Origin of the sequence: Nocardioides secundeburneus, from assembly GCF_039939255.1 — a bacterium.
Taxonomy (GTDB): Bacteria; Actinomycetota; Actinomycetes; order Propionibacteriales; family Nocardioidaceae; genus Nocardioides.
This window is the reverse complement of record NZ_JBDUUE010000002.1, coordinates 565,574-587,812: the sequence shown is the minus strand read 5'-3', so window position 1 is coordinate 587,812 and position 22,239 is coordinate 565,574. Positions and strand designations below refer to the sequence as shown.

At 73.3% G+C, this 22,239-nt stretch carries 20 protein-coding genes; 8 read left to right on the top strand and 12 right to left on the bottom strand.

Annotated features, from left to right (window positions below; all coding sequences use genetic code 11):
• Positions 1–104 precede the first annotated feature (104 nt).
• From ABFT23_RS07820 to ABFT23_RS07810, 3 genes are read right to left on the bottom strand one after another with little or no spacing between them, the layout of a single operon-like run.
• Positions 105–2,315: a xanthine dehydrogenase family protein molybdopterin-binding subunit gene (locus ABFT23_RS07820; RefSeq protein WP_347893922.1), complete on the bottom strand. Its 2,211-nt coding sequence runs from the start codon at positions 2,313–2,315 to the stop codon at positions 105–107.
• A gap of 37 nt (positions 2,316–2,352) precedes the next feature.
• Positions 2,353–3,333 carry an FAD binding domain-containing protein gene (locus tag ABFT23_RS07815; protein WP_347893921.1) on the bottom strand — a complete coding sequence of 327 codons (981 nt, stop codon included), beginning with the start codon at positions 3,331–3,333 and terminating at the stop codon, positions 2,353–2,355.
• On the bottom strand, positions 3,330–4,028 hold the full coding sequence (locus ABFT23_RS07810; RefSeq protein WP_347893919.1) for a (2Fe-2S)-binding protein: 699 nt from the start codon (positions 4,026–4,028) through the stop codon (positions 3,330–3,332). The genes ABFT23_RS07815 and ABFT23_RS07810 overlap by 4 nt, the downstream gene beginning before the upstream one ends.
• Positions 4,029–4,377: 349 nt before the next feature.
• On the opposite strand from ABFT23_RS07810, the gene ABFT23_RS07805 reads away from it, so the two are divergent.
• Positions 4,378–5,217, top strand: coding sequence for a helix-turn-helix transcriptional regulator (locus ABFT23_RS07805; protein WP_347893917.1), 840 nt, complete (start codon positions 4,378–4,380; stop codon positions 5,215–5,217).
• A 92-nt stretch (positions 5,218–5,309) separates the two neighbouring features.
• Here ABFT23_RS07805 and ABFT23_RS07800 read toward each other — a convergent pair whose 3' ends face one another.
• Entirely contained in the window at positions 5,310–7,211 is a 1,902-nt protein-coding gene (locus ABFT23_RS07800) for a hypothetical protein (RefSeq protein WP_347893916.1), read from the bottom strand.
• A 103-nt stretch (positions 7,212–7,314) separates the two neighbouring features.
• Here ABFT23_RS07800 and ABFT23_RS07795 point away from each other — a divergent pair, with 103 nt between their 5' ends.
• Positions 7,315–7,992, top strand: coding sequence for a 4'-phosphopantetheinyl transferase family protein (locus ABFT23_RS07795; RefSeq protein WP_347893914.1), 678 nt, complete (start codon positions 7,315–7,317; stop codon positions 7,990–7,992).
• Here the strand turns inward: ABFT23_RS07795 and gabT are convergent.
• Positions 7,922–9,271, bottom strand: coding sequence for a 4-aminobutyrate--2-oxoglutarate transaminase (gene gabT / locus ABFT23_RS07790; RefSeq protein WP_347893912.1), 1,350 nt, complete (start codon positions 9,269–9,271; stop codon positions 7,922–7,924). The two genes, ABFT23_RS07795 and gabT, sit on opposite strands and share 71 nt — an antisense overlap.
• Positions 9,272–9,312: 41 nt before the next feature.
• Positions 9,313–10,542, bottom strand: coding sequence for a glucose-1-phosphate adenylyltransferase family protein (locus ABFT23_RS07785; RefSeq protein WP_347893910.1), 1,230 nt, complete (start codon positions 10,540–10,542; stop codon positions 9,313–9,315).
• Positions 10,543–10,691: 149 nt separating this feature from the next.
• Between ABFT23_RS07785 and ABFT23_RS07780 the strand changes: the two genes are divergently transcribed.
• The gene (locus ABFT23_RS07780; RefSeq protein ID WP_347893908.1) at positions 10,692–11,792 is read left to right on the top strand and encodes a carboxylate-amine ligase; all 1,101 of its coding nucleotides are present in this window, start codon (positions 10,692–10,694) and stop codon (positions 11,790–11,792) included.
• A gap of 27 nt (positions 11,793–11,819) precedes the next feature.
• On the opposite strand, the gene ABFT23_RS07775 is transcribed toward ABFT23_RS07780, so the two are convergent.
• Positions 11,820–12,200 carry a hypothetical protein gene (locus tag ABFT23_RS07775; protein WP_347893906.1) on the bottom strand — a complete coding sequence of 127 codons (381 nt, stop codon included), beginning with the start codon at positions 12,198–12,200 and terminating at the stop codon, positions 11,820–11,822.
• 29 nt (positions 12,201–12,229) lie between these two features.
• Complete coding sequence (locus tag ABFT23_RS07770) at positions 12,230–12,727, bottom strand: MarR family winged helix-turn-helix transcriptional regulator (RefSeq protein ID WP_347893904.1); 498 nt, start codon at positions 12,725–12,727, stop codon at positions 12,230–12,232.
• An 88-nt stretch (positions 12,728–12,815) separates the two neighbouring features.
• On the opposite strand from ABFT23_RS07770, the gene ABFT23_RS07765 reads away from it, so the two are divergent.
• Together ABFT23_RS07765 and ABFT23_RS07760 are read left to right on the top strand one after the other, a co-directional pair.
• A complete protein-coding gene (locus ABFT23_RS07765; protein WP_347893903.1) occupies positions 12,816–13,238 on the top strand; it encodes a Rid family hydrolase in 423 nt (140 codons plus the stop codon).
• Positions 13,239–13,277: 39 nt separating this feature from the next.
• Positions 13,278–14,153: an ATP-binding protein gene (locus tag ABFT23_RS07760; protein ID WP_347893901.1), complete on the top strand. Its 876-nt coding sequence runs from the start codon at positions 13,278–13,280 to the stop codon at positions 14,151–14,153.
• Between the two features lie 17 nt (positions 14,154–14,170).
• Here the strand turns inward: ABFT23_RS07760 and ABFT23_RS07755 are convergent, their stop codons facing one another.
• The 4 genes from ABFT23_RS07755 to ABFT23_RS07740 are packed head-to-tail and all read right to left on the bottom strand — an operon-like array spanning position 14,171 to position 19,627.
• A complete protein-coding gene (locus ABFT23_RS07755) occupies positions 14,171–15,592 on the bottom strand; it encodes an NAD(P)/FAD-dependent oxidoreductase (RefSeq protein ID WP_347893899.1) in 1,422 nt (473 codons plus the stop codon).
• Positions 15,592–16,971: a flavin monoamine oxidase family protein gene (locus tag ABFT23_RS07750; protein WP_347893897.1), complete on the bottom strand. Its 1,380-nt coding sequence runs from the start codon at positions 16,969–16,971 to the stop codon at positions 15,592–15,594. Before ABFT23_RS07750 ends, ABFT23_RS07755 begins: the two co-directional genes overlap by 1 nt.
• Entirely contained in the window at positions 16,968–18,182 is a 1,215-nt protein-coding gene (locus tag ABFT23_RS07745) for a saccharopine dehydrogenase family protein (protein WP_347893895.1), read from the bottom strand. Before ABFT23_RS07745 ends, ABFT23_RS07750 begins: the two co-directional genes overlap by 4 nt.
• A 14-nt stretch (positions 18,183–18,196) precedes the next feature.
• Positions 18,197–19,627 (bottom strand): gamma-aminobutyraldehyde dehydrogenase, encoded by a 1,431-nt coding sequence (locus ABFT23_RS07740; protein ID WP_347893893.1) that lies wholly within the window; start codon positions 19,625–19,627, stop codon positions 18,197–18,199.
• Between the two features lie 199 nt (positions 19,628–19,826).
• Here ABFT23_RS07740 and ABFT23_RS07735 point away from each other — a divergent pair, with 199 nt between their 5' ends.
• From ABFT23_RS07735 to ABFT23_RS07725, 3 genes are read left to right on the top strand one after another with little or no spacing between them, the layout of a single operon-like run.
• Entirely contained in the window at positions 19,827–21,344 is a 1,518-nt protein-coding gene (locus ABFT23_RS07735) for an APC family permease (protein WP_347893892.1), read from the top strand.
• The gene (locus ABFT23_RS07730) at positions 21,341–21,766 is read left to right on the top strand and encodes a universal stress protein (RefSeq protein WP_347893890.1); all 426 of its coding nucleotides are present in this window, start codon (positions 21,341–21,343) and stop codon (positions 21,764–21,766) included. Before ABFT23_RS07735 ends, ABFT23_RS07730 begins: the two co-directional genes overlap by 4 nt.
• A 2-nt stretch (positions 21,767–21,768) precedes the next feature.
• A complete protein-coding gene (locus ABFT23_RS07725; protein WP_347893888.1) occupies positions 21,769–22,227 on the top strand; it encodes an Lrp/AsnC family transcriptional regulator in 459 nt (152 codons plus the stop codon).
• Positions 22,228–22,239 lie beyond the last annotated feature (12 nt).

Below are 22,239 nucleotides of genomic sequence, written 5' to 3'. Positions count from 1 at the left end.
TCGTGCTGTCCGGGTTCGTGACGATCCTGGGGGTTGTGGGGACGGCGTGCCACGGCCTGTCGATCCCCGTCTGCGCGGTCCACCCCTCCGCTCAGCCGGTCAGCTCAGCCGATCAGCTTGTCGAGCGTGATCGGGGTCTCACGGACCCGGACGCCGGTGGCGTTGAAGACCGCGTTGGCGATGGCCGCCGCCGAGCCCACGGTGCCCAGCTCGCCCACGCCCCGGGCTCCGAAGTCGCTCATCACCGTGTCGGGCTCGCCGATCCAGTGGACGTCGATGGGCGGGACGTCGGCGTTGACCGGGACCATGTAGTCGGCCAGGTTGGTGGCGGCGTAGCGTCCGGTCGCCTCCTCGAGGGGGTTGTCCTCCAGCAGGGCGTGGCCGATCCCGAAGATGACGCCGCCGACGATCTGGCTGCGGGTGGCCCGTGCGTTGACGACGCGGCCGACGTCGACGACGGTGGTGAAGCGCGAGACCCGCGGCTCGCCGGTGTAGCGGTTGACGCGGACCTCGCAGAAGTGGGCCCCGAAGCTGTGGAACTCGTACTGCTCCACCTCCGGGCCGCGCGGCGCGGTGCTCGTGGCCTCGACGGCCGGCAGGCCGACGGTGCGCAGGAACCGCCCGAAGGTGAGCGAACGGCCGTCGCCCTCGATCCGGCCCTGGTCGTAGCGCAGCGAGGCCGGGTCGCGGCCCACCCAGGGGGATCGCGGGTGCGTCGTCGCCTCGCGCAGCAGGGCCGCGACCGCCTGGCCCGCCGCCGCCTGCGTCGCCGGCGCGGTCGCCGCCGTGGCCCCCGAGCCGACTGCGGGTGCGCCCATCGGCAGGGCGGAGTCGCCGAGCTCGGGGGTCACCCGGTGCAGGGGGATGCCGAGCGAGTCGGCGCCCAGGATGGCGAGCATCGTCCAGGCGCCGGTGCCCATGTCCGAGGTCCCGGTCGAGACGACGGCGGTGTCGTCGTCCCGGAGCCGGATGCGCACCTCCGCGAGCGGACTGCGGTTGGCGGGGTAGATCGCGGTCGCCATGCCCATGCCGACGAGCCACTCGCCGTCCACCCGCGCGCGGGGACGACTGCTGCGGCGCGACCACCCGAACCGGCGCGCGCCCTCCCGATAGCACTCGTCGAGGTGCTTGCTCGACCACGGCGTGCTCGTCCCCGGGACGGCGGTCGTGTAGTTCTGCCTCCGCAGCGTCAGCGGGTCGATGCCGAGCTCGTGCGCGAGCTCGTCCATCGCCGTCTCGAGGGCGAAGGCCCCTGGCGCCTCGTTGGGGCCGCGCATGGCGCAGGTGGGCGGGAGGTCGAGCGTCACCTGGCGCTGGTCGATCTGCAGGTTGGGCGTCGCGTAGAGCATGGCGGTGGTGTCGACCGCAGGCACCATCCGCCAGCCGCCGACGGCCGGGATCTCGGCGTCGCTCTCGTGCTCGATCGCGGTCAGCACGCCGCGGCGCGTGGCGCCGATCCGGACGGTCTGGTCGACCTGGCCGCGGTGACCGACGGCGGTGAAGACCTGCTCGCGGGTCAGGACGAGCTTGACGGGCCGGCCCAGCTGCCGGGCGGCGGCGGCGCACAGGGCGGTGTCCCACCACATCAGCACGCGCGAGCCGAAGGCACCGCCGCCGAAGGGCGTCAGCACCCGCACGGACGTCGGCGACACCCCCAGTCGCGCAGCGACCGACAGCGCCTGCAGCTGCGGGATCTGGGCCCCGCTGTAGACGGTGACCTGGTCGTCCCTCCACACCGCGAGGGAGGCGTGCGGCTCCATGGCCGACGGGTTCATCGCGGGCGAGTGGAACTCGGCCTCGACGACGTGCTCGCTCTCCTCGAGCGCCGCCGCGATCGAGGGGACGCCGGGCTCGAGCACGGTCGCCGACGCCGGTGGCTGCTCGGGGACGGGCGGCACGGGCACGCCGGGCGAGAGGTCGGACAGCGAGGTGCGGGCCGTGCCTCGTTCGTAGTCGGTGGTGATCAGCGCGGCCGCGTCGCGGGCGTGCTCGACGGTGTCGGCCACCACCATGGCGATGATCTGGCCGCGGAACCGGACGTTCTGGTCCTGGAAGGGGGCGTAGCTCTCACCCATCCCCTGCTGCACGTAGAGGCGCAGCGGGTTGAACGGGCTGTAGACGGCGATCACCCCCGGGGCCCGCGCGGCCCGGGCGGTGTCCATCGACCTGATCCGGCCGACCGCCACGGTCGACGTGACGAGATGGGCGTGAACCTGGCCGGGGGCGCTGTGGTCGGCGGAGTACCGCGCCGCACCGGTGACCTTGAGCCGGCCGTCGACCCGGGCGACCTCGCGCCCGACGGGTGAGGTGTTCATCGTGACTCCTCTGGTGAGGTGGCACCGGCGCGTGGGCTCACGAGCCGGGTCGCTGCAGCGAGGCGAAGGCGCGGACCAGCGTGCGGCGCAGCAGGGCGGGCTTGAACGCGTTGTGCTCGAGCGTCCGCGCGCCGTCCGCGGCCCGCCGGACGGCGTCCTCGAACGTCGTCGTGGTCATCCGTCGTCCGGTGAGCGCGCGCTCGACCGGCTCGAGCCGCCAGGGCCGGGTGCCGACCCCGCCGACGGCGACCCGGGCGCGGGTGATGGTGTCGCGGCGGACGTCGAGGACGACGGCGGCCGAGCAGAGCGCGAACTCGTAGGACTGGCGGTCGCGGATCTTGAGGTAGGTCGACCGGGCGTGGGCGCCCAACCGCGGCACCGAGACCGCGGTGATCAGCTCTCCGGGTCGCAGGACGTTCTCGACGTGCGGCGTGCGGCCCGGCAGCACGTGCAGCGCCTCGGCCGGGACGACGCGGCTCTGCCGGGGGCCGACGAGGTGCACGCGGGCCTCGAGCGCGACGAGGGCGACGGCCAGGTCGCTGGGGTGCGTCGCCACGCAGGAGTCGCTGGTGCCGAGGATGGCGTGGGTGCGGTTGATGCCGGCGAGCGCCGAGCACCCGGAGCCCGGTTCGCGCTTGTTGCACGGCGTCGAGGTGTCGCGGAAGTAGCCGCACCGCGTGCGCTGCAGCAGGTTGCCCCCGATCGTGGCCATGGTGCGCAGCTGCGCCGACGCGCTGAGCTCGAGGGCCTCGGCGAGCATCGGGTGGTGACGACGGACGTCGGGGTGGGCGGCGACGTCGCTCATCGTCTCCAGCGCGCCGAGGCGCAGCCCGTCCTTGTCCTGGGCGATGCCGCGCAGGGGCAGCTCGTTGATGTCGACCACGTGGCTGGGCGTCATCACCTCGAGCTTCATCAGGTCGACCAGCGTCGTGCCGCCCGCGAGGTAGGCGGTGTCGGGGCCGGCGTGGGCGAGCGTGTCGCGCACCGACGCGGCGCGGGTGTAGTCGTAGGGCCTCATCGGCGCATCTCCCGCTGGCCCTGACGCACGGCGTCGACGATGAAGGGGTAGGCGCTGCACCGGCAGAGGTTGCCCGACATGCGTTCGCGGACCTCGTCGTCCGTGGACGCCGGACGCTCCTCGACGAGCGCGACGGCCGACATGATCTGTCCCGGCGTGCAGAAACCGCACTGGAAGCCGTCGTGGTCGATGAAGGCCTGCTGCATCGGGTGCAGGCGCTCGCCCTTGGCCAGGCCCTCGATCGTCGTCACGCGGGTGCCGTCGGCGACCGCGGCGAGCGTCAGGCAGGACACGACCCGCCGTCCGTCGACGTGCACCGTGCAGGCACCGCAGGCCCCGCGGTCACAGCCCTTCTTGGTGCCGGTGAGCTCGAGCCGCTCGCGCAGCACGTCGAGCAGCGTGGACCGCGGGTCCACGGTGACGCTCACGAGCCGTCCGTTGACCCGCATCCGGGTCCGGACCGACGCGGCGGCCCTCGCCTCGGCCGCGGGTGCGGCGACCCGCGCGTCGGCCGCCGCGGCCAGCATCGGCAGTGCCGCCGACGCGGCCGCGCCGCCGGCGAGCACGCCGCGACGCGAGACCCCGCCACGACCGATCGGTTCGCGGCCACGCTCCTCCCCCGCCGCCGGCGTCGAGATGGTCGTCTCCGGTGATCCGGCGGGGGCGCCGGCGTCGAGATCGTCGGACGGGTCCATGAGGTCCTCCTGCTTCCGGGACCGGCCGGGCCGGTCGGGGGCGTGACTCCGAGACGGTCGGCGGGCGCGACGTCGGTCGATGACCGCACGCGCCCGGACCGGGCCGGCGGGCTCGTCGCACCCGATCACGGGGGCTCCGGGGCGGCGACTGCTGCCGGCAGGTCCCAGTCTTCGTCGACCTGACTGCGACCACCAGGGACTCCCGATCCCAGGATGAGCACCGCCTCGCGGCTCGCGTCGTCCCGAGAGGGGGATCGACGATCCGTGGTTCAGTAACCGGATCGTGGATAGACCTGTGTGACCAGAACGCCGGACCCTGACGCCATCCCGAGAGGACGAGCTGACCACGATGATCGACCGACCAGGCCTTGCCGACTTCCTGCGTCGTCGCCGCGAGTCACTCCAGCCCGAGGACGTCGGCCTCCCCCGCGGGCAGCGCCGACGCACGTCGGGGCTGCGCCGCGAGGAGGTCGCCGTGCTCTGTCACATGTCGACCGACTACTACTCGCGACTGGAGCGCGAGCGCGGCCCCCAGCCCTCGGAGCAGATGGCGGCCGCCATCGCCCAGGGCCTGCACCTCACGCTCGACGAGCGCGACCACCTGTTCCGGCTGCTCGGCCACCATCCCCCACGACGCGGCTCGTCCAGCTCGCACGTGAGCCCGGGCATGCTGCGCATCTTCGACCGCCTCGACGACACCCCGGCCGAGATCGTCACCGAGCTCGGCGAGACCCTGCGCCAGACCGCTCCGGCGGTCGCGCTGCTGGGCGACGCCATGGACTACACCGGGAACTCGCGCATCCGGGGCTGGCGCTGGTTCACCCACCCGACCGCCCGCGACCTGTACCCGGAGGAGGACCACGCGTTCATGTCGCGCATGTACACCGCCGGGCTGCGCACGGTCGCCTCCGTGCACGGGCCGGACTCGCGCGCCGCCGGGCTCGCCGAGGAGCTGTGCGCGCTCAGCGAGGAGTTCGCCGAGCTGTGGTCGACCCACGAGATCGGCGTGAAGCCGAACGAGCTGAAGCGCTACGTGCACCCCGAGGTCGGGTTGATCGAGCTCAACTGCCAGACCCTGCTCGACCCGCACCAGTCGCACCGGCTGATGGTCTACACCGCCGTCCCCGGCACGGAGGACCACGAGAAGCTGCAGATGCTCGCGGTCATCGGGGCCCAGCGGCTGTCCTGATCGATCCTCCGCTTGTTCCTCGACGCGGGCGTGACCGGCGCGACGGCCGACGACCCGGCTGTCGCCCGGCTCGCCTGACCTGCCCGGGCCCGTCACCAGGCCGGTGTCAGCGGGTGCGGGGTCGGCGGGTCGCTCCAGCCGTGCTCCCAGTAGTCCTCCGGGGCGACGAAGGGAGGGGCGTCGCACTTCGGGGCCGGGTCGAGGGTCTGCGTGTCGCCGTTGACGTCGATGACCTCGAACGACGAGCCGTTGAGGTCCGTGGCCGTCTCGATGCTGGTCCAGGTCGCCTTGAACAGGTCGACGCCGCCGAGGTCGACCCCGAGCTCGGTGACGGCCTGCTGCTCGGTGACGCCGTAGTCGAGACGGCGGACGTTGGCGTTGTCGTCGATCGCCTGCGCGAGGGCCTGCTGGTCCTCGAGCGAGACGGGGCTCAGGTCGAGCTCGCCGCCCTGCAGGTCGCCCTCGTCGTCGCGCGGGAACAGCCGGTCGACGACCGGGGTCAGGACGCCGCGCAGCTCGGGGTGCTGCTCGAGGTCGAGGATCATCTCGGTGACCGCCGAGCTGCCGCCGGCCTCCTGCGAGGTCTGGGCGAAGCTGGCCCCGAAGCCGCGTGGCAGGACCGCGCCGATGTCGATGCCCTTCTCGGCCAGGGTGCGCATCACCTTGTCGTCGAGCGTGACGATGACCTTCGACAGCTCGCCCTCGGGGTCCCACACCGCGGTCGTGGTGGTGCTGCCCTCCCACTCGCCGCCCAGGCCGGCGCCGATCGAGCCCGACCCCACGTCGTCCTGGGTGCCGTCGCCCTTCGGCTTGCCGAGGCCGGTGCCGCCGAGCTGCAGGCCGAGCAGCAGCCCGCCGGCGTCGCTGGACTTGTAGCTGATGGTCTGGGTGCCGTCGCTCCAGCGGCGGTCCTCCACCTGCAGCTCGCCGGTGTAGCTGCCCTCGAACGTGGGGCCGGCGGTCGGCTGCACCCCACCGCTCGACCCGCCGCTCGACCCGCCGACGGGCGTCGGGAACGACAGGCCGCCCTCGATCTTGAACGAGGTCTTGGTGGTGGTCGCGTCGGCCAGGATGTGGTGCGGCGGCTCCTCGCCCTGCAGCTCCTCGATGCGCGCCATCGCCTCCTTGACCGCCGCCCAGCCGAAGGTGTTGACCGGGCAGTGGTTGCCGCAGACCTGGTTGGGCCGGTTGTCGGCGATGATCTCGGTCTGGTGGCGCAGGTCGCGGTACCAGTCGATCCACGACTGGGCGCTCTGCACGTTCTCGAACTCGTAGGTCTTGTCGGTCTCGTAGCCCGAGACCGCGCCGAAGCCGAAGCTGACGTTGCCGAGCGAGCCCGACACGCCCGCACCCGTCTCGGTGCCCCGGAGCAGGTGCGCCCGCACCCGTCCGTCGCCGAGCTTCTCGATGACCAGGGCGTCGGAGGCGCTGACCTTGATGAACAGGATCTGCATCTCGGTCTTGTCGACCTCCGAGGTGGAGCTGACGACGCACGGGGTCTCGATCGAGTCGTAGACGTCGCGCACGCACTCGCCCAGCGGCCCGGCCGCGTCCTCGCGGTCTGGGCCGACCTCGGCCGCGAGGTAGGCCGCCCACTCCTCCTCGCACCCGCGCGGCACGTACAGCTCGACGCAACCGACCTGCACCAGCGTCTCCGCGTCCTGGTCCAGCTCGCCCGAGCTCGGGTTCGCCTCGACGCAGCCCGGGTTCTCGGGGTTGTCGGGGTCGAGCGGCGGCTGCTGCGGGTCGTCGGGACCACCCGGCGTGCCGGGGCCGTCGTCCGCGCACAGGTCGCCGTCGGGGAAGTGGACGACGGACTCGACCGCGCACACGAACGAGCGCGCCAGGCGGTCGGCGGCGGAGGGGTACTGCGAGGTCACGCCCAGGGCCAGCAGCACCGCGGCCGAGACGGCGCCGAGGTAGCCGAACGTGGCCACGCCACGCTCGCCGAGCCGACGTCGCAGGCCGCGGCGCGACGTCCGGAGCTCCTCCATGGGGCGACCGTAGGGAGCGAGCACCACGGCTGCCTGGGCCCGCGGACCCGTCCGCGGGCCCGGTCCCCCGACCACGACGTCGAGGGCCTGGCAGGCTGGCCCCGTGAGCCGGGCCCGCGTCGTGGTGCGCTTCGCCGACGTCGGCGCGGCCGTCCCGACGTCGGGGCTGAGCACCACCGAGCTGGCTCGGCACGACGCGCTGGTCGACGCCGCCGACCGCGCGGCCTACGCCGCCGCCCACCTGCTGCTCCGCGACGTCGTGGGCGAGCTCGTCGGCGTCGCCGCGCACGAGGTCGCGCTCGAGCAGCGCTGCCCCACGTGCGGCGGCCCGCACGGACGGCCGCGCGTCGTCGGGCACCCCGGGGTCCACGCGACGCTCAGCCACACCCGCGGCGCGGTCGCCGCCGTCGCCTCGAGCGCCCCGTGCGGCGTCGACGTCGAGCGGGTCCGGCCCGGCCTCACCGCACCGCCGGACGTGCTCACCGACGCCGAGGCCGTGTGGCTGGGCGCTCGCCCGGCGTCCACCTCTGCCGCCGACCTGGCGCGGCTGTGGGTGCGCAAGGAGGCTCTGGTCAAGGCCGGCGTCACCGACCTGGACGGCGTCGGCTCGCTCGACGTGCTCGCCGACGACGGACCCGCGACGCTCGCGCACGGGTTCGAGCTCGTGACGTGGGAGGGCGGCGGCGCGGTCGGCGCCGCGGCCCTGAGCCCTACTCGCCCGGCGTCGCCGCGAAGGCGGCCTCGAGGACGTCGAACGCCTCGTGCAGCTGGGCGTCGGTGATCGCGAGCGGCGGCAGGAACCGCAGCACGTTGCCGTAGGTGCCGCAGGTCAGCACGATCACGCCCTCGGCGTGGGCACGGCCGGCGACCGCCTTGGCGAGGGCGGCGTCGGGCTCGGTGGTGCCGGGACGCACGAGCTCGGCGGCGAGCATCGCCCCGCGGCCACGGACGTCGCCGACCCGGGGGTCGCGGGCGGCGAGGTCGCGCAGCCGACCGCCGAGCAGCGCCTCGACCTCGCGGGCGCGGGCGACGAGGCCCTCCTCCTCGATCGTCTCCATCACCGCGAGCGCCGCGGCGCACGCGAGCGGGTTGCCACCGTAGGTGCCCCCGAGGCCGCCGGCGTGGACGCCGTCCATGACCTCGGCGCGACCGGTGACCGCGGAGAGCGGCAGGCCGCCGGCGATGCCCTTCGCGGTGACGAGCAGGTCGGGCACGACGTCGTCGTGCTCGCAGGCGAACATCGCGCCGGTGCGCGCGAACCCGGTCTGCACCTCGTCGGCCACGAAGAGCGCGCCGTTGTCGCGGCACCAGGCGGCGAGCGCTGCGAGGAAGCCGGGCGCGGGCACGATGAAACCGCCCTCGCCCTGGATCGGCTCGATCACGACGGCCGCGACGTTGTCGGCGCCGACCTGCTTGTCGACGACGTCGAGGGTGCGCGCGGCCGCCTCGGCGCCGTCGAGGCCGCCGTCGCGGAACGGGTAGGACACCGGCGCGCGGTAGACCTCGGGCGTGAAGGGCCCGAAGCCCGACTTGTAGGGCATCGACTTCGCCGTCATCGCCATGGTCAGGCTCGTGCGGCCGTGGTAGGCGTGGTCGACGACCACGACGGCCTGGCGTCCGGTGTGGTGCCGGGCGATCTTCACCGCGTTCTCGACGGCCTCGGCGCCCGAGTTGAACAGCACGCTGCGCTTCTCGTGGTCGCCCGGCGCGAGCTGGTTGAGGCGCTCGGCGACCCGCACGTAGCCCTCGTAGGGCGTGACCATGAAGCAGGTGTGGGTGAACTCGGCCGCCTGCGCCTGCACGGCCTCGACCACCCGGGGTGCGCTCGAGCCGACCGTGGTGACGGCGATGCCCGAGCCGAGGTCGATGAGCACGTTGCCGTCGACGTCCTCGACCAGACCGCCGTGGGCGCGCCGCGCGAAGACCGGCATCGTCGTCCCGACGCCGCCGGCGACCGCCGCGTGCTTGCGGGCCATCAGCTCGACCGAGCGCGGGCCGGGGATCGGCGTCGTCAGGCGGCGGGCGGTGGTCTGCGTGGTCGGGTCCTGGGTGGCGGTCACCTCGTCATCATGACCGGCGGGGCCTGATCGCCGTCAAGGGATCAGGCGGTGCCGCCGGGCTCGACCCGGGCGCCGGCGGGCAGGACCACTCCTGCCCCGACGGTGACGTCGCGCCCCAGCAGGGTCACGTGGTCGTCGTCGAGGTCGTGCTCGAGGTCGCCGACCACGGCGTCGCGCCCGACGACGCAGCCGGTGTCGACGATGGTGCGCCGCACCTGCGCACCGCGCTCGACGACGACGTCGGCGAACACGACCGACTCCACCACCTCGGCGCCCGCCTCGACGACGGCGCCGGGGCCGATCACGCTGCGGACGACGCGTCCGGCCACGGTGGCGCCGTTGCTGACGAGGGCGTCGTCGAGCTCGGCGCCCTGCTCGAGGCGGGCCGCGCGACGTTGCGGCTGCTGGGTCAGCATCGGCCAGCCGTCGACGTCGAGCACGCCGAGGTCGTCGTCGATCACGTCGAGGTGGGCCTTCAGGTAGCGCGAGGGCCGGCCGAGGTCGCGCCAGTAGCCGGGCTGCCGGTGCGCGACCACCCGTCCGCGGCCCACCAGCCGCGGCAGCAGGTGCTCGCCGAAGTCGCCGAGGCCGCTGTCGCCGTCGGGCGCCTCGGCGCCGAGCTCGCGGTGCAGCTCCTCCAGCACCTCGACGAGCACGGCGGGGTCGTAGGCGAACACCTCGGTCGAGACCGTGCCGCCCTCCGGATCGTCGGGCTTGTAGTCGAACCCGGTCACCCGGCCGTCGTCGCCGACCTCCACGACCGCGTGCTCGGATGCGTCGTCGAGGTCGACGTCGGTGACGACCACCGTGCACTCGGCGCCGGCGTCCTGGTGGGTCGCGACGACGTCGGCGAGGTCGAGGCGGTAGACGTGGTCGGCGCTCGCGACGACGACCACGTCGGCGCCCGACGTCCGGATGCGGTCGCGGATGCGGAAGAGCCCGTCGGCGTTGCCCGTCGCGAAGCCCTCCTCGTCGAGGCTGCCCGTGCCCGGCTCGGGCATCAGCAGCCGCAGGCCACCACCGGTGCGGTCGAGGTTCCAGGGGCGCCCGTTGGCGACCTGCTCCTCCAGCGACGCACCGTGGTACTGCACCGAGAGCCAGACGTCGTCGATGCCGCTGTGCGCCAGGTTGGTGAGCACGAAGTCGAGCAGCTGGTACACGCCGGCGAACGGCAGCGCCGGCTTGGCCCGCTCCCTCGTCAGCACGTCCATACGCGACCCGGCGCCGCCGGCCTGCACCACGGCCACGACCTTCGGCCTGCGAGACGTCATCGCACGTGTCTACCGGGGCCGCCCTCCGTGCGGACTCACCCGTGCGGGCGGACGCCGGTCGACCGTCGTCTTCGCCGGACACCGTGTCCGATGGCCGATCGCCCCTGCGGAGGTATCGGCGGGGGTGCCGAGGGGCGTCGAATGGCGGGATGAGGACCGTCGGCGTGGAGGAGGAGCTCTGGGTCGTCGACCCGGCGACCCGCTGCGGTGTCGCCCGCGCCGACGACGTGCTGCGCGCGGCGGGCGGCAGCGCCGAGAAGGAGCTGTTCCGCCACCAGGTCGAGATCATGAGCCGGCCGAGCACCGCGGTCGACGAGGTCGTCGCCCAGCTGCACCACGAGCGGACGACGGCGCTGCACGGCGCCGACCGGGTCGGGCTCTCCCTCGTCGCCTCCCCGGTCGTCGTCCAGAAGGCCGCCGCCGACGACGACCGGCGCGTCAGCGACGACGACCGCTACCGCGACATGGTCGAGCGGTTCGGCGCCGTGACCGAGGACGCCGGCACGTGCGGCATGCACGTGCACGTCGGCATCGCCGACCCCGACGAGGGCGTGCGCGTGATCGACCGGATCGCGCCGTGGCTCCCGGTCGTTCTCGCGCTCAGCGCGAGCTCGCCGTTCGCGCACGGCCGCGACACCGGCTACGCGTCGTGGCGCAGCGAGCTGTGGTCGCACTGGCCCAGCGCCGGCCCGACCGTCCCGTTCGGCGACGCCGCCAGTTACCGCGCGGTCGCGCAGGCCCTGGTCGCCAGCGGCGCCGCGCGCGACGAGCACATGCTCTACTTCGACGCCCGCCTGGCGCGTGACTACCCGACCGTCGAGGTCCGGGTCGCCGACGTGATGGCCGACCTCGACGACGTCCGCGCGGTCGTGGCGCTGGTCCGTGGCCTGGTCGAGGCCGCGGCGCACGGCGCACTGCCGGCGGCGACCTGGCGGGTCGAGCTGCTGCGCGCGGCGCGGTGGCGAGCCGCACGGCACGGCCTGCACGGACGCCTCCTGCACCCGTGCCGACCGGGTGCGGAGCCTGTGGGAGCCGCCGCAGTGCTGGAGGACCTCCTCGCGTGCTGCTCGCCCTACCTCGACGAGGCCGGAGACCTGGCCCTGGTCGAGGACGGCGTCCAGCGTCTGCTCGGCGCGACCGGCGCCGTCCGGCAGCGCGCCGTCCACAGCCGGTCGGGGTCGCTCGACGACGTCGTCGACGACCTGCGTCGCCGCACGGCCGCCCCGCCGTCCGGGTCGGCGCAGCGGTGAGGCGACCCGGGCCCGTCGGTCGCGGTACTACGGGGCGGTCTGCCGGGCGCGGCGCTGGTCGAGCTTGAGCGCCGCCAGGTTGAGCGCGCCCCAGGTCAGCGTCGTGCCCAGCACCTTGGCCCGGGTCTCGTCGTCGTCGGCCCGCGCCGCGAGCACCAGGCCGTCCCCGACGTCGCAGCAGATGCGGATCCACATGGCGGTGGTGACCGTGCGTTCCGAGCGACCGAGGACACCGAAGGCGCTGACCGCGAGGTCGCGGACGCCGAACACGTGGGCGAGCAGGTCGTAGCCCGACTGCTCGTGCTTGCCGGCGCCCATGGCCTGCCCGAGGTGCTCGGGCTTGGCGAAGCAGAACCCGGCGTAGGCTGCGGTGGCCGTGCTCATGACGCGGCTCAGCGAGTAGCTCATGCGCTCCACGGTAGGCACCACCTGCTGCGTCAGGACCCCTCGTGGGGGTGGTCGCCCTCGGCCACGTCGACCGGCCTCACCCGCAGCTTGGCGGCGATGCTCGCCAGGTAACGCTGGTCGGTGGCGGTGAGCGGCGCGAGCACGTGGTCGCGCACCGAGCGCACGTGGGTGGGCGCGGCGTCGACGACCTTCTCGTAACCGGCCTCGGTGAGCGCGGCGAGCGTGCGTCGTCCGTCGGCCGGGTCGGGACGACGGGTCACCCAGCCACGCCCCTCGAAGCGCTTGATCACGTTGGACAGCCGTGAGAGCGACCCGTTGGCGAGGAACGCCAGCTCGCTCATCACGATCTCGCGGCCTGGCGCCTCGGAGAGCTGGCTGAGCACCAGGTACTCGAACAGGGTCAGCCCGGCGGCCTGCTGCAGCTCGGCCTCGAGCCGGCCGGGCAGGAGCAGCATCAGCGAGACGGCGCCGGTCCACGCCTCCTTCTCGTCGGGCGAGAGCCACAGGTCGTCGCTGCCTCCGGTCATGACCACACCCTATCCCTTCACTTCACGCATGAAGTTTCTCGTGCTACGGTTTCACTTCACGCATGAACTATTCAGGAGGAGCTCCACCATGACCACCGCCCAGTTCTCCCATCCCGCCGGCCTCGGCGACTTCCAGCGCACCGAGATGCACTACGAGCAGGCGGTGCGCATCGGCGACGTCGTCCACATCTCCGGCCAGGGCGGCTGGGACGACCAGGTCCGCTTCCCCGCCGACCTCACCGACGAGATCGTCCGCGCCTTCGACAACGTCGAGAAGGTGCTCGCCACGGCGGGCGCCACCTGGCGCGACGTCGTCGCGGTCGACAGCTTCCACGTGCCCACCGCGGCCGACGAGATCGGCGACGAGCACACCCGCGTGATGATCGAGCAGATGCGCCGGCGCATGGGCGACCGGGCGCCGGTGTGGACCGAGATCGGCGTGCCGGCGCTCGGCGCCGTCGGCATGCGGGTCGAGATCAAGGTGACCGCGGTCGTCCCACCGTCGGCCTAGGCCGTGGCCCGCCGCGGCCGCCGGCCCTACCCTGGGCAGGTGCTGGTCGTGGCAGACACCGTCGTGCGTCAGTGGCTGCTCGACGTCGAGGACCAGCCCGGCGTGCAGCGCGTGGGCCTGGCGCTGGTCGAGGGTGGCGGTCGCCGGCTCGCCTTCACCGCCTCCGACCGCACCGGTCCGGTCATGGACTGGTGCCACATCGACGCCTACGACGACCTGCCGCTCAACCACGTGGTGCGCAGCGGCGCACCGATCGGCGGCTCGTGGGACGACCTCGCCCCGAGGTTCCCCGACTTCGTGGCCCGTCAGGTCGACGGCCCGACGACCGGGCTCGTGGCCGCGCCGCTGGTGCTGCACGGCCAGGTGCTCGGCGCCGTCCTGGCCTACCTCGACGGCGCGGCGGCACCCCCCACCCTCGAGGTCGACGACCTGGTGCGCGAGCTGCGCTCGGCGCAGGCCCGCACCGAGCGGCTCGACGGCGCCCTGGCCGACGCCACCGTGGGCCCCGACGCCCTCGTCGCCGACTGCGACGTCGAGGGCGAGCCGCGCGCGGTCGGCGGCGCACGCCGCTTCCTGCGCACGCAGCTGACGGCGTGGGGCGTCGACGACGACCGCTCCGACACGGCCGTGCTCTGCTTGTCCGAGCTGGTCACCAATGCCGTCATCCACACCGGCGCCCCCGCCGAGGTCCGCGCGGTGCTCGAGGGCGACGTGCTCACGGTCCTGGTCCGCGACCGGGGCAACCACCGCGGGGCGCGGCCGACCGACGGCTCGGTCGACGTGCGCGAGGAGCCGCTTCGCGTCCACGGCCGCGGGCTGCAGCTGGTCGCAGCCCTGTCGTCGCGCTGGGGCTCCGACCTCGACGCGGTGGGCACCACCGTGTGGTTCGTCCTCGACGACGCCCTCGCGGGCTAGGCCGCTGTCGACCCTGCCTAGGAGTCGAAGCCGAGACCCACGGCGTCGAGGCCCCGCAGCAGCAGGTTGCGGTGGCCCCGGCGGTGGTCGGCCCGGTCGAGCGACCACCGGGTGAGGTTGATGCCGACGGCGGCCGCGGGCTCGGGCGGGAACGGCAGCGGACGACGACGCACCATCTCGAGCCGGGTGCGCTCGGTCGACTCGCCCACGAGGAGGTCGAGCAGCACGTCGGCTGCGAACCGGGTGGCCCCGACCCCGAGTCCGGTGAACCCGGCCGCGTAGGCGACCCGATCGCCGCGCGCGAGGCCGTAGAAGGCGGCGAAGCGGGTGCAGGTGTCGATCGCACCGCCCCACCGGTGGCTGAACCGCACGTCCTCCAGCTGCGGGAACGTGGCCAGGAAGTGCGCGGCCAGGCGGGCGTAGGAGTCGGGGCGCTCCTCGTAGGACGAGCGCACCCGACCGCCGGCGTGGTAGACGGCGTCGTAGCCGCCGTAGAGGATGCGGTTGTCGGCACTCAGCCGGACGTAGTGGAACTGGTTGGCCAGGTCGGTCAGGCCCTCGCGACCGGCCCACCCGACCGAGGCCAGCTGCGCGTCGGTGAGCGGCTCGGTCATCAGCACGTAGTCGTAGACCGGCACCGTCATCAGCCGGTTGCGCCGCAGCAGCGACGGGAACACGTTGGTCGCGAGCACGACGTTCTCGGCCGTGACGACGGCGCGCGCGGTCTCGACCTGCAGCGGTCCCCCGCCGCGGGCCGACCGCAGGCCGGTCACGGCGGAGTGCTCGTGGACCTCGACGCCCAGATCGGCGGCCGCGCGCGCCAGGCCGACGGCCAGGCGGAACGGGTGCACGAGGGCGGTGCCGCCCTCGAGCGCACCGCCGAGGAAGATCGGGCTGTCGATGCGGGCCCGCGTGGCGGTGGCGTCGAGCACGCCGTCCGGACCTCCCTCGAGCCACGGCAGCTGGTGCTCCTCGACGGCGACCGTGAGCGTGCCGGCCCGGTCGAAGTCGCAGGCGATGCCGAGCTCGCGGACGTCGCGCTCGAGCGCGTCGACGTTCTGGACGCCGAGGCGCTCGAGCTGGTCGTACTCGTCGGGCCACCGGCTGCGGCCGTTCTCCTCGCCGTGGGTGATCGACTCCTCGCAGAACCCGCCGTTGCGCCCGGACGCCGCCCACCCGACCTCGTGCGCCTCGAGCAGCACCACCCGTCGTCCGGGGTCGCGGCGCTTGGCGAGCACCGCCGTCCAGAGGCCGAGGTAGCCACCGCCGACGACCAGCAGGTCGGTCGTCGTCGATGCGGTCAGCGGCTCGTACGACGGGCGGTCGGGCACGTCGTCGACCCAGAACACGCCCTGCTGCGCTCCCGACAGCGACCGCGCGACCAGCCGCGGGTCGGGCGCGTGGCGCTCGTAGGCCGTCGGGTGGGTCGGCGGGGCCATCAGCGCACGCGGTCGGCGAGGTCGCGGCCGACCCGGATGGCGCCGTCGACGTGCTGGAACCCGAGCCCGGCGACGTCGCTCGTGCCGAACTCGATCGGTCCGACGGGCTGTCTCACGAACGGGCCGTAGCGGGTGAGGCCGCCGACGTCGAAGCTGGTGGCGTAGGCACCCGCCGTCCACTCCTCGAAGCTCCAGCGGCTCTCGTAGTAGGCCACCGGGTGTGCCGCCTCGGGCCCGAGGAACCGCGCGAGCGACCCGAGCACCCGCTCGCGCCGCTCGGCGGCGTCGAGCAGCAGCAGCTCGTCGGCGTTCTCGTCGGAGACGAAACCGACGAGGGTGCCGCGGGCGTCGCCGTGGTTGGTGTTGTCGTAGCACTCGTGCACGACCTCGTAGGGGCTGAAGGCCGTGCCCGACAGGCCGGCGTCGCGCCAGAACGGCGTGGCGTAGGTGACGTGCAGCTTGATGACGATGCCGAACGACTGGTGCTGGCGCCACTGCAGGTGCACGGGAGGCAGGTTGGGCAGGAACCGGATGCGCGAGACGAGGGTGGGCGGCACGGCCACCACCACCCGCCGGGCCCGCCACGTGCGGCCGGCCGCGTGCACGACGGCGCCGTCGTCGGACCACTCGACGAGGTCGACCGCACTGTCGGTGTGCACCCGGTCGCCGAGGGCGGCGGCCAGGCGCACCGGCACCTGCTGCAGGCCGCCCACGACGCGCTTGTCGAGGATGAAGTCGGCGTCGACGAGGTGCGAGAACGAGCCGGCGCTGGCCGCCATCAGCACCGCCGACAGGGCGGAGAACGCGTGCACGGGCTTGGTGAGCATGGCCGGGCCGATGTAGAGCGCCACGTTGTCGCGCGCCTCGACGTCGTCGGTCTGCTCGGCGAGCCAGGCCCCGAAGGTGATGCGGTCGAGCTCGTGCGCCTGCGGGTGCTCCCAGGGCCGGTCGGGGTCCATCGCGGCGGCGAGCCCGTCGAGCAGGTCGGTGATGCGGTCGACCTCGGCCGCCGTGCGGTCGGCCACCGGGAAGTCCGCTCCGGTGAACTCGCGGCGCACGCCGTCGCGGCCGATGTAGACGCCGGCCCCGGAGCGGTAGCGCTCGAAGGTGTCGAGGCCGAGCCGGTCGAGGGTCGCGAGCAGGGCGGTCTGGTCGGGCGAGACCCACTGCCCGCCCAGCTCGAGCATCACGTCGTCGTGGGTGTCGGTCCACAGCCGGCCGCCGACCCGGTCACGGGCCTCGAGGACGACGACGTCGAGCCCGCGGTCGGTGAGCTCGGTCGCCGCCGTCAGGCCGGTGACGCCGGCGCCGACGACCACGACATCGACGGTGTGCTCGGTGTGCTCGGTGTGCTCGGTGTGCTCGGCGTGCTCGGTCACGGCGTCAGCTCCTGCTGGCCCCACGGGGCCCCGTAGTCGGCTAGGCGGTCGAGGAACGGCTGCGCCGGCAGCGCCTCGGGGCCGAGGACGCCGGACCCCGACCACGTGCCCTCGGCGATCAGCTCGAGGGCGACGACCGGGTTGAGCGCCGTCTGCCACACCACGCACTGGTGGCCGTACTCGCGCATGGTCCACTCGTTGTCGACGACCTGGTAGAGGTACGTCGACCGCGGCGCGCCGTCCTTGCCGGTGCCGGTGACCCACAGGCCGGCGCAGGTCTTGCCCGTCATGCGCGGGCCGATGGTCGCGGGGTCGGGCAGCACTGCCGCGACGACGTCGCGCGGGCTGACCTCGACGCCCTTCACCCGGACCTTGTCGGTGCGGTCGAGGCCCAGGGTGTGCAGCACCTCGAGGATCGTGATCATCTCCTCGCCGAGGCCGTACTTGAAGGTCGCGCGCTTGCAGTCGACCCAGCGCGGCATGAGGAGCACCTCCTCGTGCTCGACGTTGACGCACTCGATGGGCCCGATGCCCTCGGGGAAGTCGAAGACCTCGGGCTCGCTGAACGGCGCGGTCGTGTGCCACGCGCCGTCCTGCCAGACCACCGGCGGGTTGAGGCACTCCTCGATCGTCGTCCACATCGAGAACGACGGCGCGAAGATCTCGTTGCCGGCGTCGTCGGTGACGACGAGGTTGGCGCCGTCGCGGGTGCCGAGCTCGTCGATGTCGGAGAACAGCTCGTCGGCGGCGTGGCGTGCGAACACGTCGGAGAGCCCCGGCTCGACGCCGATGCCCACCAGCGCCAGCCGGCCGGCCGACTCCCACGCCGACGCCTTCGCGAACTGCTCGTCGCCGAGCTTGACCCCACACTGCTCGTAGGGCGTCTCGGGGTGCGGGCGCGACAGCGACATCGCCATGTCGAGGTAGTCGGCGCCGGCCTCGAAGGCCCCGTCGAAGATCGACATGGTGAACACCGGGTCGACCGCGTTCATCACGTGCGTGATGCCGTGGGCGCGGCAGAGCCCGGCCACCGACGACGGGTCGGAGGCGTCGACCTGCACGGCCTCGAACCGGTCGTCGACGGCGGCGGCCCGGCGGGCGCGCTCGACGTCGTAGTCGGCGACGACGAGCGCGTCGTAGAACGAGCGCCGGGCGGCGATCGCGGCGAACGCGCCGCCGACGCCGCCGGCCCCGATCAGCAGGATGCGCATGCTGATGGCCTTCCTCACTCGCCGGTGTAGGACATGACGTGCTTGATCCGGGTGTAGTCCTCGAGCCCGTACATCGACAGGTCCTTGCCGTAGCCGGAGTGCTTGAACCCGCCGTGCGGCATCTCGGAGACGAACGGGATGTGGGTGTTGATCCAGACCACGCCGAAGTCGAGGGCGTTGGAGACGCGGACGGCGCGCGCGTGGTCGCGGGTCCAGACGCTGGAGGCCAGGCCGTACTGCACGCCGTTGGCCCAGCCGAGCGCCTCGGCCTCGTCGGAGAACCGCTGCACGGTCATCACCGGACCGAAGATCTCGGTCTGCACCTGCTCGTCGTCCTGGCGCAGGCCGGAGACGACGGTGGGCTCGTAGAAGTAGCCGCGCTCGCCGACCTGCGTGCCACCGGTCTGCAGCTGCGCGTGGTCGGGCAGCCGGTCGACCATGCCGCTCACCTGGGCCAGCTGGTTCGCGTTGTTGAGCGGGCCGTAGAAGGTGCTCTCGTCGTCGGGCGCGCCGGTGGGCAGGTCGCGGGTGGCCTCGACGAGCGCGGCGACGAGCTCGTCGTGGACGCCGTCCTGCACGAGCAGGCGCGTGGCGGCCGTGCAGTCCTGGCCGGCGTTGAACAGCCCGGCGCCGGCGATGCCCTCGGCCGCCTTGGCGACGTCGACGTCGTCGAACACCACGACCGGCGCCTTGCCGCCGAGCTCGAGGTGCACGCGCTTGACGTCGGACGCCGCCGACCGGGCGACCTCCATGCCCGCACGCACCGAGCCGGTGATCGCGACCATCTGCGGCGTCGGGTGCGCCACCAGGGCGCGCCCGGTGTCGCGGTCGCCGCACACGACGTTGAGCACGCCCGGCGGCAGGAACTCCTGGCACAGCTCGGCCAGCAGCGTGGACGACGCGGGGGTGGTGTCGGACGGCTTGAGGACGACGGTGTTGCCGCCGGCGAGCGCCGGGGCGATCTTCCAGATCATCATCAGCAGCGGGTAGTTCCACGGCGTCACCTGCCCGACGACTCCGATCGGCTCGCGCCGGACCCACGAGGTGTGGTCGGCCAGGTACTCCCCGGCCGACGAGCCCTGCAGCACCCGCGACGCACCGGCGAAGAACCGGAAGTGGTCGGAGGCGTAGGGCATCTCCTCGGCCAGGGTGACGTGCAGCGGCTTGCCGGTGTCGCGGCACTCGACGGCGTTGATCTCGTCCGCGCGTGCCTCGATCGCCTCGGCGATGCGCAGCAGCGCCCGGGCGCGGTCCTGGGGCGTCGTCCGGCCCCACGACGTGAAGGCCTCGGCGGCGGCGGCGTAGGCGCGGTCGACGTCCTCCTCGCCCGACAGCGGGGCGGTCGCGTAGGTCTCGCCGGTGGTCGGGTCGACGACGTCGTAGGTCTCGCCGGACGCGGACGGGACCAGCTGCCCGCCGACGACGTTGCTGAACGCGGAGGTCATGCGCACTCCTCGAGGTGGGACCGGTCAGGTGCTGCCGACCCTACTCACGTCACCGTGGATTCGACAGGGTCCGGCCGCGGCGGCAACGGATTCCGTCGCAGCCCTTGTCACGGACGACGGAAAGCGGTGTGATGATCGCGGTCGGCCGCCAGGCAGCGACGCCATCGAGAGCCAGCCGGCCCCGCGAGGGAGGCATGCGATGACCGACATCCCCGACACGGCCGCCAGCGGCACGGGCGCAGGCACCGACACCGTCGACGGGCAGCCGTCGCTCAAGGCCGGTGCGATCGGCTTCTTCGACGCGCTCGTCATCGGGCTCGCGGCCACGTCGCCGGCGTACTCGCTGGCCGCGGTGATCGCCCCGATCGCCCTGCTGGCCGGCGTCCACGCCCCGGGGGTGCTGCTGGCCAGCTTCGTGCCGATGCTGCTCATCGCCTCGGCGTTCTACTACCTCAACTCCGTCGACCAGGACTGCGGCACCACGTTCTCCTGGGTCACGCGGGCGATGGGGCCGTGGTTCGGCTGGATGGGCGGTTGGGCGATCACCATGACCGGCGTGCTCGTCATCGGCTCGCTGGCCGAGGTCGGCGTCGTGTTCGGGCTCTACACGGTCGGGCTCGACGGCGTCGCCGACTCCACGGTCGCCGTCCGCACGATGTCGGTGCTGCTGATCCTGCTGATGACGATGATCTGCGTGTGGGGCACCGACATCTCGGCCCGCCTGCAGAACGCACTCATCGTCGCGCAGGTGCTCGCGCTGCTGGCCTTCGCCGTGGTGGCGCTCGTCCGCGTCGCCAACGACACCTCGAGCCTCGACTCGATCACGCCGTCGCTGTCGTGGGTCAACCCGTTCGGCGCCGGTGGCGCGGCACTCACCGGCGGGCTGCTGCTCGGCGTCTTCGCCTACTGGGGCTGGGAGTCAGCGGTCAACCTCACCGAGGAGACCACCGACTCCAGCAGCACCCCGGGCAAGGCCGGCATCGTGTCGACGATCGTGCTGCTGACCACCTACGTCTCGGTCGCGATCGCCGTCGTGGCCTACGCCGGCACCAGCTACCTGTCCGACAACAGTGGGGAGGAGGAGTACATCTTCGCGCTGCTGTCGACCGAGGTGATGGGCAGCTGGGACTGGGTCGTCTACTTCAGCGTGGCCACGGCGGCCATCGCCTCCACGCAGACCACGATCATCCCGGCCTCGCGCACCGGGCTCAGCATGGCGCGACGCCACGCCCTGCCGAAGACGTTCGGCCGCGTGCACCCGCGCTTCCGCACGCCCGACGTGTCGACGTGGTGGGTCGCCGGCATCGCGATCGCCTGGTACCTCGTCATCTCGGCGATCAGCGAGAACGCGCTCTTCGACTCCCTCACCGCGCTCTCGCTGCTGATCGCCTTCTACTACTCGCTCACCGGCATCGCGTGCGCGATCTACTTCCGTCGCCAGCTCACGCGCTCGCTCGCCTCGCTGCTGCTCATCGGGATCGGCCCCGTCGTCGGCTCGGTGCTGCTGGCCTGGCTGCTCGTCGAGTCGATCGGCGACATGGCCGACCCGGCCAACTCCTACAGCGGCCAGACCTGGCTGGGGGTGGGTCCGCCGCTGGTGATCGGCGTGGGCATCATCGTCGTCGGCGTCGTCCTCATGCTCGTGTGGCGCGTGACCGACGCCCGGTACTGGCGCGAACGACCGAGCGTCGCTCCCGAGCGGGAGGTCAGCGCATGAGCGTGGTCCTGGGCTACGACGAGTCCCCCGGAGCGCGGCACGCGCTCACCGTCGCGATCAGCGTCGCCACCCGCTACGCCGAGCCGTTGGTGCTGGTGCACGGCAGCACCCCGCCGGGCGGCCTCGGCGAGGAGTCCGCGGTGCACCGGGCGGCGCTGGAGGAGCAGGGCCGCGCCGCGCTCGCCCACGCCGTCGAGGAGGCCGAGGCGGCGGGCGTCGAGACCGTGCTCGAGCACGTCTCGGCCCGTCCGGTCGACGCGCTGCTCGAGGTCGCCGAGCGCCACGACGCCGCGGTCATCGTGGTCGGCACGTGGGGCGAGTCGCCGCTGCGGGGCGCCATCCTCGGCTCGACGCCGCACAAGCTGCTGCACCTCTCGACACGGCCGGTGCTGTGCGTGCCGCCCCCGTCGCCTGCGGACTGACGGTGACCTCCGAACCACCCATCGACGACGTCAGCCGCGCCATCGTCGAGGTGCTGCAGGCCGACGGCCGGACGTCGTACGCCGCGCTCAGCCAGCAGGTCGGGCTGTCGGAGGCAGCCGTCCGCCAGCGCGTGCAGCGGTTGGTCGCCGACGGCGTGATGCAGGTCGTCGCGGTCACGAACCCCATGCAGATGGGCTTCCACCGCCAGGCCATGGTCGCCATCACCGTGCGCGGTCCGGTACCCCCCGTCGCCGAGGCCCTCGTGGGGCTCGACGCCGTGATCTACGTCGTGCTCGTCGCCGGCGGCTTCGACATCCTCTGCGAGGTCGTGGCCCGCAACGACGACGAGCTGCTCGACCTGCTCTCGTCGAGGATCCGCACCATCCCGGGCGTCGAGAGCACGCAGACGCTCACCTACCTCAAGCTGGCCAAGCAGACCTACGCCTGGGGCGCCGGCTGACGACGGCGCCGG

Excerpts from the sequence above, each read along its gene's own strand:
- ABFT23_RS07765 (WP_347893903.1), top strand. The coding sequence starts at position 12,816 with ATGACCACCGCCCAGTTCTCCCATCCCGCCGGCCTCGGCGACTTCCAG.
- ABFT23_RS07730 (WP_347893890.1), top strand. The coding sequence starts at position 21,341 with ATGAGCGTGGTCCTGGGCTACGACGAGTCCCCCGGAGCGCGGCACGCG.
- ABFT23_RS07740 (WP_347893893.1), bottom strand. The coding sequence starts at position 19,627 with ATGACCTCCGCGTTCAGCAACGTCGTCGGCGGGCAGCTGGTCCCGTCC.
- ABFT23_RS07800 (WP_347893916.1), bottom strand. The coding sequence starts at position 7,211 with ATGGAGGAGCTCCGGACGTCGCGCCGCGGCCTGCGACGTCGGCTCGGC.
- ABFT23_RS07780 (WP_347893908.1), top strand. The coding sequence starts at position 10,692 with ATGAGGACCGTCGGCGTGGAGGAGGAGCTCTGGGTCGTCGACCCGGCG.
- ABFT23_RS07805 (WP_347893917.1), top strand. The coding sequence starts at position 4,378 with ATGATCGACCGACCAGGCCTTGCCGACTTCCTGCGTCGTCGCCGCGAG.
- ABFT23_RS07735 (WP_347893892.1), top strand. The coding sequence starts at position 19,827 with ATGACCGACATCCCCGACACGGCCGCCAGCGGCACGGGCGCAGGCACC.
- ABFT23_RS07755 (WP_347893899.1), bottom strand. The coding sequence starts at position 15,592 with ATGGCCCCGCCGACCCACCCGACGGCCTACGAGCGCCACGCGCCCGAC.
- ABFT23_RS07745 (WP_347893895.1), bottom strand. The coding sequence starts at position 18,182 with ATGCGCATCCTGCTGATCGGGGCCGGCGGCGTCGGCGGCGCGTTCGCC.
- ABFT23_RS07815 (WP_347893921.1), bottom strand. The coding sequence starts at position 3,333 with ATGAGGCCCTACGACTACACCCGCGCCGCGTCGGTGCGCGACACGCTC.
- ABFT23_RS07770 (WP_347893904.1), bottom strand. The coding sequence starts at position 12,727 with ATGACCGGAGGCAGCGACGACCTGTGGCTCTCGCCCGACGAGAAGGAG.
- ABFT23_RS07810 (WP_347893919.1), bottom strand. The coding sequence starts at position 4,028 with ATGGACCCGTCCGACGATCTCGACGCCGGCGCCCCCGCCGGATCACCG.
- ABFT23_RS07775 (WP_347893906.1), bottom strand. The coding sequence starts at position 12,200 with ATGAGCTACTCGCTGAGCCGCGTCATGAGCACGGCCACCGCAGCCTAC.
- ABFT23_RS07820 (WP_347893922.1), bottom strand. The coding sequence starts at position 2,315 with ATGAACACCTCACCCGTCGGGCGCGAGGTCGCCCGGGTCGACGGCCGG.
- ABFT23_RS07785 (WP_347893910.1), bottom strand. The coding sequence starts at position 10,542 with ATGACGTCTCGCAGGCCGAAGGTCGTGGCCGTGGTGCAGGCCGGCGGC.